Annotated in this window: 12 protein-coding genes; 2 read left to right on the forward strand and 10 right to left on the reverse strand. The window is 34.3% G+C overall.

Annotation, left to right across the window (positions count from 1 at the left end):
• Window positions 1-233: 233 nt before the first annotated feature.
• On the reverse strand, window positions 234-875 hold the full coding sequence (locus ACFJGY_RS01800) for a hypothetical protein (RefSeq protein ID WP_379967445.1): 642 nt from the start codon (window positions 873-875) through the stop codon (window positions 234-236).
• Window positions 876-1,153: 278 nt separating this feature from the next.
• Window positions 1,154-3,385 carry a carboxypeptidase-like regulatory domain-containing protein gene (locus ACFJGY_RS01805; RefSeq protein ID WP_379967448.1) on the reverse strand — a complete coding sequence of 744 codons (2,232 nt, stop codon included), beginning with the start codon at window positions 3,383-3,385 and terminating at the stop codon, window positions 1,154-1,156.
• A gap of 250 nt (window positions 3,386-3,635) precedes the next feature.
• On the opposite strand from ACFJGY_RS01805, the gene ACFJGY_RS01810 reads away from it, so the two are divergent.
• A complete protein-coding gene (locus ACFJGY_RS01810) occupies window positions 3,636-4,136 on the forward strand; it encodes a superoxide dismutase family protein (protein WP_379967451.1) in 501 nt (166 codons plus the stop codon).
• 75 nt (window positions 4,137-4,211) lie between these two features.
• On the opposite strand, the gene ACFJGY_RS01815 is transcribed toward ACFJGY_RS01810, so the two are convergent.
• The 7 genes from ACFJGY_RS01815 to rpiB all read right to left on the reverse strand — a co-directional run bounded on the left by ACFJGY_RS01815 (window position 4,212) and on the right by rpiB (window position 11,172).
• On the reverse strand, window positions 4,212-4,580 hold the full coding sequence (locus ACFJGY_RS01815; protein WP_379967454.1) for a YraN family protein: 369 nt from the start codon (window positions 4,578-4,580) through the stop codon (window positions 4,212-4,214).
• 37 nt (window positions 4,581-4,617) lie between these two features.
• The gene (locus ACFJGY_RS01820; RefSeq protein WP_379967457.1) at window positions 4,618-5,547 is read right to left on the reverse strand and encodes an LD-carboxypeptidase; all 930 of its coding nucleotides are present in this window, start codon (window positions 5,545-5,547) and stop codon (window positions 4,618-4,620) included.
• Between the two features lie 370 nt (window positions 5,548-5,917).
• Window positions 5,918-6,595, reverse strand: a complete 678-nt coding sequence (locus ACFJGY_RS01825) for a LysE family translocator (RefSeq protein ID WP_379967460.1) — start codon at window positions 6,593-6,595, stop codon at window positions 5,918-5,920.
• Window positions 6,596-6,735: 140 nt separating this feature from the next.
• Entirely contained in the window at window positions 6,736-7,257 is a 522-nt protein-coding gene (locus ACFJGY_RS01830) for a hypothetical protein (protein ID WP_379967463.1), read from the reverse strand.
• Complete coding sequence (gene rnr, locus ACFJGY_RS01835; protein ID WP_379967466.1) at window positions 7,258-9,408, reverse strand: ribonuclease R; 2,151 nt, start codon at window positions 9,406-9,408, stop codon at window positions 7,258-7,260.
• 35 nt (window positions 9,409-9,443) lie between these two features.
• Window positions 9,444-10,556, reverse strand: coding sequence for a YhcG family protein (locus tag ACFJGY_RS01840; protein WP_379967469.1), 1,113 nt, complete (start codon window positions 10,554-10,556; stop codon window positions 9,444-9,446).
• A 184-nt stretch (window positions 10,557-10,740) separates the two neighbouring features.
• Entirely contained in the window at window positions 10,741-11,172 is a 432-nt protein-coding gene (gene rpiB, locus ACFJGY_RS01845; RefSeq protein WP_379967472.1) for a ribose 5-phosphate isomerase B, read from the reverse strand.
• A 764-nt stretch (window positions 11,173-11,936) separates the two neighbouring features.
• Here rpiB and ACFJGY_RS01850 point away from each other — a divergent pair.
• Window positions 11,937-13,127, forward strand: a complete 1,191-nt coding sequence (locus ACFJGY_RS01850; RefSeq protein ID WP_379967475.1) for a phosphoglycerate kinase — start codon at window positions 11,937-11,939, stop codon at window positions 13,125-13,127.
• Between the two features lie 214 nt (window positions 13,128-13,341).
• On the opposite strand, the gene ACFJGY_RS01855 is transcribed toward ACFJGY_RS01850, so the two are convergent.
• Entirely contained in the window at window positions 13,342-14,163 is an 822-nt protein-coding gene (locus ACFJGY_RS01855; protein WP_379967478.1) for a class I SAM-dependent methyltransferase, read from the reverse strand.
• Window positions 14,164-14,196: the final 33 nt, after the last annotated feature.

Below are 14,196 nucleotides of genomic sequence, written 5' to 3' on the forward strand. Positions count from 1 at the left end.
TGTGTTTGTAACCAAAGTAAATGTTGTTTTGCTTCCCGCAACTTGTTTGAACCATATCACAACTTACATTATCTTCAAACAATCTGTTTAGCCCAAATCACAACTTACTTTTGCTAAAAACAACTTGTTGAAACTAAACCACAACCTACTTTTTCTCTAAGCAGGTTGTTTGGACTAAAACAAAAAATTCCTTCCTTATCAGAAGGAATTTTATGAAATATGAATGATTGTGTTTACTTCTGACTCAAGAAATATTCTGCTTCCGCTTTCCCCCAGTTTGGATCAAGGGAAGTTTTTGGTTTGTAAGCTGCGAACTGTTCCAGCGATTTCTTAAATAACTCTACACCTTTTGGTTTACTTCCGCCGTATTGTTCCGGTGTAAAATAAGCATCTTCTGCCAAAAGGACTGTGATTCTTGGATTGTTTGGGTCTAATTCTGTGGCTTTGGCGAGTGCACTCTGCGCAATTGGTGCTTCCTGCATATAACGTGACATTGGATCTACCATCATTCGGAAACCGCTGGTAATCTTTTTAAGGATATAGATCTCGGCATTGTTTGGACTTAGCGCTTCTGCTTTTGCAATATACTTTTCTGCCTGTTCTGCCGCGGGATCCAGTTCTGCCGTTTTTCCGGATCTCATAAGAACTCTACCTTTCTGGATCGTTGCATAAGCGGCGTAATAATAAGGTAGCCATTGCGAGTTTTCTTTGGTTCCGATTCTTTCAAAATCATTGGCCAAAGCGGTTAATTCTTCCGGTGTTTTTGAGGCTTCTATTTTACCGATCTTTTCTGTCATTGCTCTGTCATAAGCAGTTTGGGAGAAAGCCGTGAAGCTTAATAAAGATAAACTGAAGGTTAAGATTAATTTTTTCATAGTAGTATAAATTATTTGTTTGTTTTAATTTCTGATTCAAAGATAGAATGAGTTTTTATTGAATTAAATTTTTTTCTGCTGAATGGTAATTTTCTTTGACTGAATTGCTGTTTGTCATTTTTATCGCAAAGGTTTGTAAAGTTTTAAGTTACCAAAGATTCAATAAATCGAATAATATTAAGCTTTTATCTAGCTTCAAAATCACTGTTGATTCTTTGGCTCCCTTATTATCTTACTTCTTTAATTTTACTTTGCGTAAATAAATTCATTCTAAATATCTATAAATTATTATTAATGGCGTCATTCGTTTTATCAACACCGAAGCTTACGAAGACACCTACAAAAACAAAAGTGTTAACCGGTGGTCTTACAGCTGTTCTGCTGGCACCGTCTGCCGAATAATTGAAGCCGTAAACATTTTTATTTCCTAAGATATTATTGATGCTCAAAACAAAAACGGTAAATGATTTTGAATCTTTTTTACCAACACTTGGCACATAATTCACGCTGAAGTTGAGTCCGCTGTAGTCTTTCAGTTTTCCTTGATTTCTAAGGACATTCTGCCCGTTTTCTGAAATAATATCATAATAAGGTCGTCCTTTTGAATAAGTATAAGAAAGATTGAAACCCGTTTTCCAATCCATAATGAACTTCTTTGCAACTGCGTTGATTGTATGTTTTGAAGCGAAGTTTGGCGCTAAACTAAAAGGATAGTTTAAGAAGTCTCTTTTGGAATCCAGATAGGAATAAGTCAGCCAGTAATCGAATTCTTTGAAGGTCTTTTTGTCTCTCCAGAACAGCTCAATCCCTTTTGCAAAACCGCCTCCACCGTTGTTGTCTGCAAACTGTGTGTATTGGTTATTTGGAGACGTAGAACTTTCATCAGAATAAGAAGAGGTTTTGATAAGCTTATCATATTTTTTATAAAACGCTTCGAATCTCAGATTTCTTCCTTCCGCGTTTTTTTGAACCTGGAAAATATAATGATCCGCTCTCTGGAAATCAAAATTGTTGGAGATCAGATATTTGCTTTCAGGATTTTGGTAAAACATTCCGTAGGCTAAGGACGTTGTCCATTCTTTGGAGATCCTGTAAGCTAAAGCAGCTCTTGGCGCAAAATTCCATTTGTCGAGATAAGAAGAATGCTCTGTCCTTGCTCCTATTTTTGCCGACAGATCATTAGTGAAAATCAAATCAGTTTCTGCAAAACCAGAAGAAATGAGATCCTTATAATTCTTTTCGAAAGATCCATACATCATATTTTCATCGGCATTATTAAGTTCAAAACCTGCTCTTACAGTATTTCTTCCCACTTTTCTTTCTACAACCATTTTTGCATTGATGTAATTTGATTTGTTATTGATTTTTGTGTTATTAACTTCGGTATCATTCTTAATATTTGCAAAGTCCAGATTACTGGAATTGTAGGAATAAGACGTTCCGATATTGATAAGATATTTACCAAATCTCTCTCTGTAAGACAAGTTGTGATACATATTATTTCCTTTCAGGCTTACTTTGTTTCTATCGTAATCTGGCTCTAAGCTTTGTGATCCAACTGACATTTGGTTCTCATCCACACTTCCATAATACTTAATGAAGCCGCCTTTTTTTGTTTTGATTCTGAAGTTTCCATCAAAACCGTAACCTTGCGGATATTTGCCAAAATCTGTATTGAAGCTGAACAGTTTTCCCATCAGTCCAAGATTAGAATAATTTCCTGCAACACCCCACGACGCTGTTTTTTCTTTGTTAAGTTTTTGATAATTGGCACTCAGGAAAATCGGAGAAACCCCGAAATCAAAAGAGGTAGTTTCCGGCAGATCCACACTTTCCAAAATCAAGACAGAAGACAATGCTTGACCATAAACTGCTGAATATCCACCACTTGAAAAGATATTTCCTTTAAAAAGCGAAGTATTAAATCTGTCTCTGCCGGCAATCCCCGGAACCGAATTAGTGAAATAATTATTGATAAGATTGCCATCCATAAAGATTTTGGTTTCTGCACCGGTGCCGCCTCTTACGAATAAACCTTCACTCTCTCCTACTTTCTGAACGCCCGGCAGATAGCCTAACGCTGAGGTTATTTGTCCATTTGCACCAGCTGTTGTATAAATGTCTAAAGGCGTGAGTAAAGCTGCAGCACGTTTTTTATCGCTGGCTTCGATGCTTCCGGCGGTGATAACAACGGCATTTATCTCACTGATTTGCTCTTTCATATTCACAGGGACAGAAATATCTTTTCCTTCCAGTTTTACAGGAATTTCTACTTCTTCATAATTTGATCCGGAAAAAACCAAAACCTTATCACCTGATTCTGTGGTTGTAAAAGAATAATTTCCTTTTTCATCTGTGGTTGCACCGTCGTAAGTATCTTTCAAAGTGACATTAATGTCTTTTAAAGCTTTATTTTTGAAAGTCACTTTCCCGGAAACGGTGATCTGTGACCAAATAGTAATGCTGATAAAAAATAATAATAAGGCGAAAATTTTACGCTGCGTTTTCATATAGTTTAATTTTGATTCAAAGATATTTCACTGGACTTCAGAATTAAATTTATTCTTACTGAACCGTAAATATTACTACCCGAATCGTAAGATGTTTCACGTAAAACATTTTTTATCATATTGGCTTTAAATTTGTTACATCGAAATTATAATAATTAACTTTAAAACTGTGAAATCGCAATAATAAATTTTGTTTAAAAACATATAGATTTGGCGATTGCATATAACTTTTAAACTATAAATAAACTATATGAAAAATCTAATACTTCTTGGTATTGCAGGACTAACACTGGCTTCCTGCAAAACAGTTTCAAAACAATACACCGTACGTCCAAAGTCCCACACAGAAACGCAGGGAACGGCTAATTTCATTCAGAAAAAAGGAAAAGTTGAAATGGACTTAAGTGTCTTCAAATTATCACCTGGACTGCACGCCGTTCACATCCACGAATTTGGAAACTGCAGTGCAACAGATGCTTCTTCTGCTGGCGGACACTGGAATCCTGGGAAAGATGAGCACGGAAAATGGGATACAGACCACTTTCACATGGGCGATATCGGAAATCTGGAGGCTAAAGCAGACGGAAGTGCAAGATTGATTTTTACAACGGATAAATGGTGTCTTGGATGTGATAATCCTTCAAAAAACATCATTGGTAAAGCCATTGTAATCCACGCCGGTGTGGATGATTTTCATACACAACCGACAGGCAATGCAGGAGGACGTGTTGGGTGTGTAGAGATTAAGTAAAGTTAGACTTTTAGATAATAGATTCTTAAAACAACATCTATTCTCTATCCGTCTAATATCATTTTGTCTTTAAAATTATATTTCAAAACTTTGGAAGGCATCAATAATATGATGGATCTCCAAAGTTTTTTGTTTGTTAGGAAGAACAGAAATGATATCAAATCTCACTTCTTTATCAATATTATATTCTTCAATAAAATAGTTTGCAGCTGAGACCAATAGTTTGATTTTCTTCTTGTTAACCGCTTCCTGAGGTTCAATGAAAATATCGGTGTGACGAGCTTTTACTTCAACGATGATGATCTGATTTTCAGATTCGGCGATGATGTCCACTTCAGCTTTCAGATAACGGAAGTTGCGGGAAAGGATTTTGTATTTTGCCTTAATAAGAAAATCAACTGCGAGATCTTCTGCTATTTTTCCAAAATCATTATGATCTGCCATTTTTATTATAAATGATGAATGATAGTTGATAAATGATTTAAAAATTTATCACAACTTTATTTGAAACTTTCATTGTAATTTCTGAACCAATAATCAAAGGTCTGTTGTCGTAAATATGTCCGTTTGGAAAATTGAAAGCAGTTGGGAAATCGTAGTTGGAAACTCTGTCTGCAATCATTTGATTTGCAAATGGATCGAAGGATTCTTCGTAGCTTTTGTTCTCTCCTTCTTTTCCCATATTGGTCATTCCGCCAACGATGAGTCCTTTTATTTTTCTGAAAACGCCTGCTAATTCCAGACTCATAATCATTCTGTCGAGAGCGTAGAAATTTTCGCCGATATCTTCTATGAATAAAATCTTATCCTGAAAATCAAAGGAATATTTCGTTCCCAAAAGAGCATAGATCAACGCAAGATTTCCGCCGACCAAAATTCCGGGTGTCTCTCCTACTCTATTGTATTCCGTTGAATCGATTTTATAATTTGGATATTTTCCTTTAAGAATATCGAATGTCAAATCATAACTTTCGTCGGTGGCACCAAAGCTGGAAGTTTTAATTGTTTGTCCGTGGATAGTAGCAAACCCTTTTTTCAGTAAATAACTTTGAATCACCGTGTTATCAGAATATCCGATGTACCATTTTGGATCTGCCTTGAATTCTGAAATATCAAGATGCTGAATCAAATGCTGACAGCCATAACCACCTCTCGAAGCCCAGATTGCAGAAATGTCCGAGTCGTTTAAAGCCCAATTGATATCCTTAATCCTTTGTTCTTCCGTTCCAGCGTATGAGTAGCCATTTTGGAATTTTGTGTAGAGATTTTCGCCTAAAACAGGTTTATAACCTTTGCTTTTGATTAATGCTAAGGTTTTCTCTAATTGAACTTCTTCAACAGAACCAGCTGGGGAAATGATGGCAATCTTGTCTCCTTTCTTAAGGGATTTTGGGAAAATGGTGTTTTTCATTTGTGTTTGATTGATGTTTTGATTTTAATGTAAAGGTCGCAAAGATTTTTTAACTACTGTATCTTTAACACAAAGGCACAAATTTTTTTTAATCATATTGAAAATATTTTTAAGGTCACAAAGTCGCTTCGCTCGTCAAAGTTTGGACAAATGTTGAATTTTTTTTTAATGCTGAATCTGCAACCCGACTTATCTCACCTTTTCTATTTTTATTTGGAATTGATGAACCACTTCGTTAGGTTTGAGCAGAAATCCTTTTTTGCGTTTACTCGATTTCAACTAAATGGAAATCGTCTGCAAAAAAGATTAACTTCGTCGAACCATTTCATTAGGTTTGGAAACGGAAGGCGGATAAGTTGCCCAAATAATCTTACTTGATCTTTGGTTTCTGTTTCTCAGCTTTTTCTAATTTTTCCTCGAACTTATTGAATTTTTTAAAGCTCTGAAGAAAGATAAATACACTGAAAATCACCAATATAAATCCAACTCCTTTTCTGATTTTATTCGCAATACGCTGATTCAGTTTGTCGTGGAATTGTTTTGCCAGAATGATTTTGGCAAGATCTATCAACAAATAAGTTCCAATGACAATCCCGATATATAATACAAAATCTTCAACTTTTGGATAAGCATTTCGGACAGAAACGACTGTTACGAGCCAAAAAAGCACAACGCCGATGTTGAGTAAATTGAGTAAAAATCCGTTGAGAAAAGTCTTGATATAGTTTTGATCGATGAGTTTTTCTTCGCCTTCGATATGCATTTTCGTCCTGGAAAGAATCATATAAATGGCATAAATGAGAATCAAAAAAGCAGAAATCCGGTAAAATCCGGGATGTTTATCGATCAGGCTAACCAGGTCTGCACTGGCATAATAACTGACAATAATACAGAGAAGATCGGCAGAAACGACCCCAAAATCCAATGCCAAAGCGTGCCTTGGACCTCTGGAAAAACTGGTTTCTATCAGCAGGAAAAATATGGGTCCGATGAAAACCAAACTCAGCATAATTCCCAGGCCGACAGCGTATAAAATGAGTTCTAACATTCTTAGTTTTTTGTGAAAAGCAAAATGTATCTTGTAAAAAGATAGAAACAAAAATACATTTTACTTTTTACATATTGTGAATAAGTAGATATTTGATGTCAGACTTTGGGTATTAATCTGATAATTAGAATAATAAAAACTCAATTTTCTTTTGAGAATTTGTAATCTTTTAAAACTTTTAATCCAAATAATCCTTTTGAAAATGTATAAGTCACAGTATTATTTTTTTCTATTTTCTTATAATCTGCAAAGGTTGTAAAGAAATAATAATCATCATATTTTCTCGAATGCAACTTTATCGTTGTTGAAATTACCTTTTTTTTGCTAGGAATTCTTCTTGACGATGAAGATGTAAGAGTATAATCAAATTTATATTTTTCAACTTCTTCTTTTCCGGAAAATATTAAATTAATAAAGAAAAAAAAATTAAAAATAAATGGTAAGATTACCAGCAAATAAAATCGGATATTTTTTATAAACTTCTGAAAATCAAAGAATTTATATATAGAATACCCCAAAATTATAAATGCTGATAATAATCCAAAAATCTCAATAATTGTAAGCTGCGTATGGACTACATAATTGAAAAATAAATAGATATTAATAAAAACCAATAAGACTTTACCTACATCTTCATAATAATCTATTTTATATTGTTTCATTTACTCCACAATTTTGAAATCGAGTTGTTTTGCAATCAGATTGGCTTTTACCACTTTGATTTTCACCTCGTCTCCAAGTTGGAAAGTATTGCCAGTTCTGGAACCGATGATGGCGTAATTTTTCGCATCTAGAGAATAAGAATCATCTACCAAATCCCGCAATTTTATCATTCCTTCTGCTCCATTCTCGGGAATTTCTACCCAGAAACCATATTCTGCAACGCCGGAAATAACGCCTGAGAAAACTTCGCCCACGTGGTCTTCCATAAATTTGACCTGCATAAATTTGATGCTTTCTCTTTCCGCCTCAGAAGCCAGTCTTTCCATTGCAGAACAATGTTTGGCCTGCGTTTCCACTTCTTCTTTGTTAGGCGATTTTCCGCCGTCTAAATAATGCTGAAGCAATCGGTGCGCAATCAAATCGGGATAACGGCGGATTGGTGATGTGAAATGCGAGTAATATTCGAATCCAAGTCCATAATGCCCAATTGGGTCGGTGGAATAAACGGCTTTGCTCATACTTCTCATTGCCAGGGTTTCAATCATATTTTCTTCGCCCTTGCCTTTTACGTCGCTCAATAATCTATTCAATGATTGCGCAACGGTTTGTGTGTTTGCTAAGTCCATTTTGTAACCGAAAGTTCCTACGAAATCTCTCAAAGCGGTCAATTTCGCTGGGTCTGGGTCGTCGTGGATTCTGTAAATGAAAGTGTTTCCGGTTGGCTCACCTCGTTTATTTAATGAAATAAATTCCGATACTTTTTTGTTGGCCAAAAGCATAAATTCCTCAATCAAATGGTTGGAATCTTTGCTGACTTTGAAGTAAACACCAATTGGTTTGCTGTTTTCATCAAGGTTGAATCTTACTTCGCTTCTATCAAAAGTGATTGCGCCATTTCGGATTCTTTCGGCTCTCAGGATTTTGGCTAATTTATCGAGTTGAAGAATTTCTGCTGTCAAATCGCCTTCCTGAGTTTCGATTCTTTCTTGCGCTTCTTCGTATGAGAATCTTCTATCTGAGTGAATTACCGTTCTACCAAACCATTGTTTGTGAATTTTCGCATCTTCATCCAGTTCGAAAACGGCTGAGAATGTGAATTTATCTTCATTTGGTCGCAATGAACAAACATCATTACTCAAAACCTCAGGAAGCATCGGCACTACTCTATCTACCAGATAAACCGACGTTGCTCTTTTGTAAGCTTCATCGTCCAAAATAGTTCCTGGTTTTACATAATGTGAAACGTCCGCAATATGAACACCAATTTGCCACAATCCATTTTCTAATTTCTGAATTGATAATGCATCATCAAAATCTTTCGCATCTTTCGGGTCAATCGTGAAGGTGCAAATGTTACGCATATCCCAACGTTTAGCGACTTCTTCATCGTTGATGCTTCTGTCGATCTGGTCTGCGTCGTGCTCCACTTCTGGTTCGAAATTGTACGGCAAACCGTATTCTGCGAGAATCGAATGAATCTCGGTTTCGTGGTCGCCAGGCGTTCCAAGAACGGTGACGATTTCGCCTTCCGGATTTTTGCTTCCCGGTCGCCATTCACGCATTTTCACGATGACTTTGTCGCCGTCTTGTGCTCCATTGAAATGATTTTTGGAAATAAACATATCCGTATTCATCGTTCTTTTTTCGAAAACTACAAATCCGAAATCTTTATCCGCAATCTGCTGAAAAATCCCAACAAAAGTATCTTTTGCACGTTCCAAAACTTCCGCAACGGAACCTTCTACTTTTTTACCTTTGAAATTGTAGGTTACCAAAAGGACTTTGTCACCTTGTAAAGCATCTTTCACATTTTTCTGATGTACGAAGATATCATCCGGCATTCCTTCTACTTTTACATAAGCATTTCCGGATTGGTTGAAATCGATAACACCCGTCAAAGTTCCTTCTATGTTGAGATTGACGATGTATTTTCCTTTCTCCGTTTCTTTGATTTTCTGTAGCGCCTGCAATCTGTGAAGCGCCTGGATTACAAGCTCTCTTTGTCTTGGATTCTTGTAATCTATGCCATCCGCAATCTGTTTGTAATTGTAGATTTTGGATGTTTTCTGATTCATAAAACGAAGGATTGTTCTTTCTAAATCCAGAAGTTTCTGTTCGTTTTTATGAGATGTATTTTTTTTGTTTTTCATTTAATTTAATTAATTGTTAAGATGTTTAAACTCATCTAAAATTTATCCTGTTCTTCATCAATAATCCTTTTCAAATCCTCTTCTTTTGGAAGACTTACCAAGTATTTGTTCACAAAAATCTGTTGAGAAAGTCCTGTGGTAGCATATTTTACCAAAGATTCGTTTTTGTTGGCACAAAGAATAATTCCTATTGGTGGATTGTCGTCTTCGTTTTTCTCGTTTTCGTTATAATAATTGAGATACACATTCATTTGTCCTGCGTCTGCGTGAGAAAATTCGCCCAACTTTAAGTCTATCAAAATATTACAGCGTAAAATCCGGTGATAAAAAACTAAATCTATGTAGTAGTGTGTGTTATCAAACGTGATTCTTTTCTGCCTTGCTTCGAAACAAAAACCTTTTCCCATTTCTAAAAGAAAAGTTTGCAAATGATTGATAATACTGAGTTCCAATTGATTTTCGGAGTAAGAAGTTTCTTCTTTCAGACCCAAAAATTCCAATATGTAAGGGCTTCTAAAAAAATTCTCTGCCTGAGGTTTCTCAGATTTTTGGTGTTCCTCTAAGACTTTCTGTTTGTCTTTGCTAAGACCTGTTCTTTCAAAAACCATAGAATTGATGGCTCTCTGCAATTCTCGAACTGACCAATTATTTTTAATGGATTCTGTTTCGTAGAAATTTCTTTTGGTTGAATCATCCAGCTTTAGAAATTCTACAATATGTGAGAAACTTAATTGGTTAATTAGTTTATTAGATTCTACCTTCCAAATATCATTTACATCACTAGAATTTTCAAACTTTAATGATTTTGTAGACAGTGTCTTCAGAATTTCATTGTATTGATTTTCAGGCAAATATAATTTTGCGGTCGGTGTCTGCAAAATGTTTTGGTATGTTTTATAAAATGTAGAAAACCAATAAAGATTCCTTTCTGATAATCCTGCTATGTTTTCGCACTTTTTTGCAATTTCTTTATACAGATTTTTACCATATTCCGCTCTGTCATTTCCATTGAGTTCATACTCAGAAATATAAAAACCAATCAGCCAATTTCTCAAAGTAAGTGCAACATTCACTTGTCTTTGAGCTTGGTTTTTGAAGAAATTTTGAGTTTCTCCGATTTTGGAAATTAGTAAAGATATTTCTTGCATTGTTCTAAATTAATCCAAAATGTGGATTTAATTTTTATTAAAGATAAAATAAAATAGGGGAGTTTGGGAAACCTTTGTATTAATTTATGGTTTCGTGAGAAAGAACTTTCTCTGTGAAATGCGCTGCAAAGATATAACTTTAAAAATAAAGCCTGTAATTTTAGCAATTACAGGCTTTTATGTTTTAGCAAAATGCGATTTTATCAACTCGATGCTGATGTCTGCCACCTTCAAAATCCGTCGTCACGAACTTATCTACAATCTCGAACGCCAGTTCCTTTGAAATGAATCTCGCCGGAATCGAAATCATATTAGCATCGTTGTGTTGTCTTGCAAGACTTGCAATTTCCGGCATCCAGCAAAGGGCACATCTGATTTTTTGATGTTTGTTTGCCGTGATTTGAACGCCATTTCCACTTCCGCATATGAGAATTCCCAATTCATTTTCTCCGTTTTCTACAGATGTTGCAGCAGGATGTACAAAATCTGGATAGTCAACAGAATCAATAGAGTAGGTACCAAAATCCTGAATTTCATATTTACCTTCGAGGTATTTTTTAATTAGCTCTTTGTACTCAAAACCTGCGTGATCAGCGGCTATAGCAATCTTTTTCATTTATTACTTTAATTATTTATTTCAAGTATAAAATTAATACATATTTTATTAATGATGGCATAGTATTTTAATACAATTAATAATAATATTTTGAATTATTTATCTAAATATCAATTATATAAAGCTTATTTTACTTAATAAATAATGATATAACTGAAACATTAATAAAAAGATAATAGAATGTTAGAAATTGTTAGAAAACCTGTTGATAACTTCTTTGAATTATTTCTTTTTATAACTGATTATTTTTAGTAATGGACTAATTTCTGACTGGTTCAATTCTTTTTTTCAAATTAGTTTTACTTCACTTCAAGGAAGTTTATCCCCAGAATAGTTTCTAATATTCAACTTTAAAATTAATTACAAACATTTGTTAATAACATCTATAATGATTTGATTATCAATATTAAATTAATGTTAAAAAGCTACTCATTAATCCACATTTCGTGTGATGAAATAATTGGTTTTTATTTCTCCGCATACTACCGCACTACAACAATACACTACAATATTATTTTTTTATAAAAAGAAAAAGAGATGTATAATAATGTAATGAAGGTTTGTGGATTCTTTTTGCAAATTAAATTTTTGAAAGGGAAGAATAAGTTTTAAATTTGTGAAACAAAAAGGGCAGGATTTATTCTGTTCTTTCGATAAAAACCTTAAATTATTATTTTAATGAAATCGCCAAAATTTGTAAACGCAAACTTGATTGTAAAACGAGCGATTGCATATGGCAAGTAAAAAACAATTTAAATCTACATATGAAAACAATAAAAGATTTCGATTTTAAAAACAAAAAAGCTTTAGTACGAGTTGACTTCAATGTTCCGCAGGACGAAAATCTAAAGGTGACGGACAATACGAGAATTGTATCTGTAAAACCTACCGTTGATAAAATCCTTGCTGATGGCGGTTCTGTAATTTTAATGACACACCTTGGAAGACCAAAAGGCGAAGTAAACGATAAGTATTCCCTTAAAAATATTCTGGATGAAGTTTCTTCAGTTCTTGGTAAAGGAGTGAAATTTGTTGAGGAATCCGTAGGAGAGAAGGCAGAACAAGCTGCTGCTGAACTTCAACCTGGCGAAATTCTTTTGTTGGAGAATCTTCGTTTTCATAATGAAGAAGAAAAAGGTGATGAAGCTTTTGCAGAAAAGCTATCAAAATTAGGTGATGCTTATGTGAATGATGCCTTCGGAACTGCCCACAGAGCACACGCTTCTACAGCTGTAATTGCTGAATTTTTTTCTTCTACTAAATTTTTCGGTTTACTGATGGAAAATGAATTAATCGCAATCGATAAAGTTCTAAAATCTGGTGAAAAGCCTGTAACTGCGATACTTGGCGGTTCAAAAGTTTCTACAAAAATTACAATTATTGAGAATATTCTTCCTGCAATTGACAACTTAATCATTGGTGGTGGAATGTCTTTTACATTCATCAAAGCATTAGGTGGGAAGATTGGTCAATCGATTGTAGAAGAAGATAAATTGAGTCTTGCTTTAGAAATTCTTGAAAAAGCAAAACAACATAATGTAGAAGTTTATCTTCCGACAGATGTTATAATTGCTGATGATTTCAATAATGAAGCTGAAAAGAAAGTGGCAGATATCAGAGAAATTCCGGAAGATTGGCAAGGTCTGGATGCTGGTCCAAAATCGAGAGAAATTTTTAATGATGTTTTGTTAAATTCCAGAACGATTCTTTGGAATGGTCCAATCGGCGTTTTTGAAATGCCAAATTTTGCTGCCGGAACTAAAGCTTTGGGTGACAGTATTGCAGAGGCGACAAGACTTGGTGCATTTTCACTAGTTGGAGGCGGAGACAGTGTTGCTTTTGTAAAACAATTCGGATATTCTGACAAAGTAAGTTATGTTTCCACTGGAGGAGGAGCTATGTTGGAAAGTTTGGAAGGTTTGGAACTTCCAGGCGTTGCTGCAATCAACAAATAAGAATTCATTTTCTAAATATATAAAACCGACAAAGTAATTTGTCGGTTTTATTTTGTCTGTACTAATCTTCAAGAAAAATATTTTAAACGATTCTCAAGGATTTTTATATGAAAATTAAAAATCTGTCTGAATTTTTAAATTTTTGCATTTATTAACAAATTTTGAACAGAATACCTAAAAATTGACCTTCAGAAACTGCTCAAAAATCGATTTTCTACCTTTTTTCGATAATGTATATCAAACTGGAAAATTCCGAGTTAAAAAGTGCTTTTACGTTAGAAATCATTCCGTGAACGACTGCTTTTAGCCAAAAAAGTGGTAATTTCTTATATTTTTCACTCAACATTGAGATATAAAATGAATCGAGTAGGAGCGGTTTGATTTTTCTTAATTTCCAATCTGGGTTTTTTGAAATCAGATTTTCCATTCCGTTTTTTGAAAAATGATAGATGTGTCTTGGTACATCATATGCCGCCCAAAATTCTTTATAATGTTTTGCATCGTAAGAAGTCGGATTTGGAACTGCAATAATTAATAAACCTTTTTCTTTTAATTTTGAATGGAAAATATCCAAAATTTCGCTTTGATTTTCGATGTGTTCAAAGACGTGCCAAAGCGTAATGGCGTCCAAACTTTGATTTTCTATTGAACTTAAATCATCAATAATTTTTGCTTTTGACGTCTTATTAATTGCCGCATTTCTTGCATCAGAATTTGGTTCGAATCCAAAAGTTTCGAAATCATTTTCGATATATTTTACAAATTCTCCAGCGCCGCACCCGTAATCTAAAACTTTAGAATTCTTTTTTATTCTGTCCAAAAGAATCGTTTTCTTATATTGAAGATTGAAATATTGTAAAAATTTATAAACTTTTTCCTTCAAACTTCCAGTGTCCTGATGATGCGAAATATAATCTTTACTCTCATAATATTTGGAAATATTCGATGGAATAGGAGTGGTTTTGAAAACACCTTTTGTTTCCGTTTCTATAAGTTCGAATTCTTCCTGAGAAAGAAAATGGTCTTTAATTTTCATTTTAAAATCTGTTTTAAGCAAAAAGAACAATGA

The organism is Epilithonimonas sp. UC225_85 (genome assembly GCF_042695135.1).
Lineage (GTDB): Bacteria > Bacteroidota > Bacteroidia > Flavobacteriales > Weeksellaceae > Epilithonimonas.

What these genes read in the sequence shown, in the direction of transcription:
- ACFJGY_RS01820 (WP_379967457.1), bottom strand. Translation starts at nt 5,547, where the DNA reads ATGAAAAACACCATTTTCCCAAAATCCCTTAAGAAAGGAGACAAGATT.
- ACFJGY_RS01830 (WP_379967463.1), bottom strand. Translation starts at nt 7,257, where the DNA reads ATGAAACAATATAAAATAGATTATTATGAAGATGTAGGTAAAGTCTTA.
- rnr (WP_379967466.1), bottom strand. Translation starts at nt 9,408, where the DNA reads ATGAAAAACAAAAAAAATACATCTCATAAAAACGAACAGAAACTTCTG.
- ACFJGY_RS01855 (WP_379967478.1), bottom strand. Translation starts at nt 14,163, where the DNA reads ATGAAAATTAAAGACCATTTTCTTTCTCAGGAAGAATTCGAACTTATA.
- ACFJGY_RS01825 (WP_379967460.1), bottom strand. Translation starts at nt 6,595, where the DNA reads ATGTTAGAACTCATTTTATACGCTGTCGGCCTGGGAATTATGCTGAGT.
- ACFJGY_RS01815 (WP_379967454.1), bottom strand. Translation starts at nt 4,580, where the DNA reads ATGGCAGATCATAATGATTTTGGAAAAATAGCAGAAGATCTCGCAGTT.
- ACFJGY_RS01850 (WP_379967475.1), top strand. Translation starts at nt 11,937, where the DNA reads ATGAAAACAATAAAAGATTTCGATTTTAAAAACAAAAAAGCTTTAGTA.
- ACFJGY_RS01810 (WP_379967451.1), top strand. Translation starts at nt 3,636, where the DNA reads ATGAAAAATCTAATACTTCTTGGTATTGCAGGACTAACACTGGCTTCC.
- rpiB (WP_379967472.1), bottom strand. Translation starts at nt 11,172, where the DNA reads ATGAAAAAGATTGCTATAGCCGCTGATCACGCAGGTTTTGAGTACAAA.
- ACFJGY_RS01800 (WP_379967445.1), bottom strand. Translation starts at nt 875, where the DNA reads ATGAAAAAATTAATCTTAACCTTCAGTTTATCTTTATTAAGCTTCACG.
- ACFJGY_RS01805 (WP_379967448.1), bottom strand. Translation starts at nt 3,385, where the DNA reads ATGAAAACGCAGCGTAAAATTTTCGCCTTATTATTATTTTTTATCAGC.
- ACFJGY_RS01840 (WP_379967469.1), bottom strand. Translation starts at nt 10,556, where the DNA reads ATGCAAGAAATATCTTTACTAATTTCCAAAATCGGAGAAACTCAAAAT.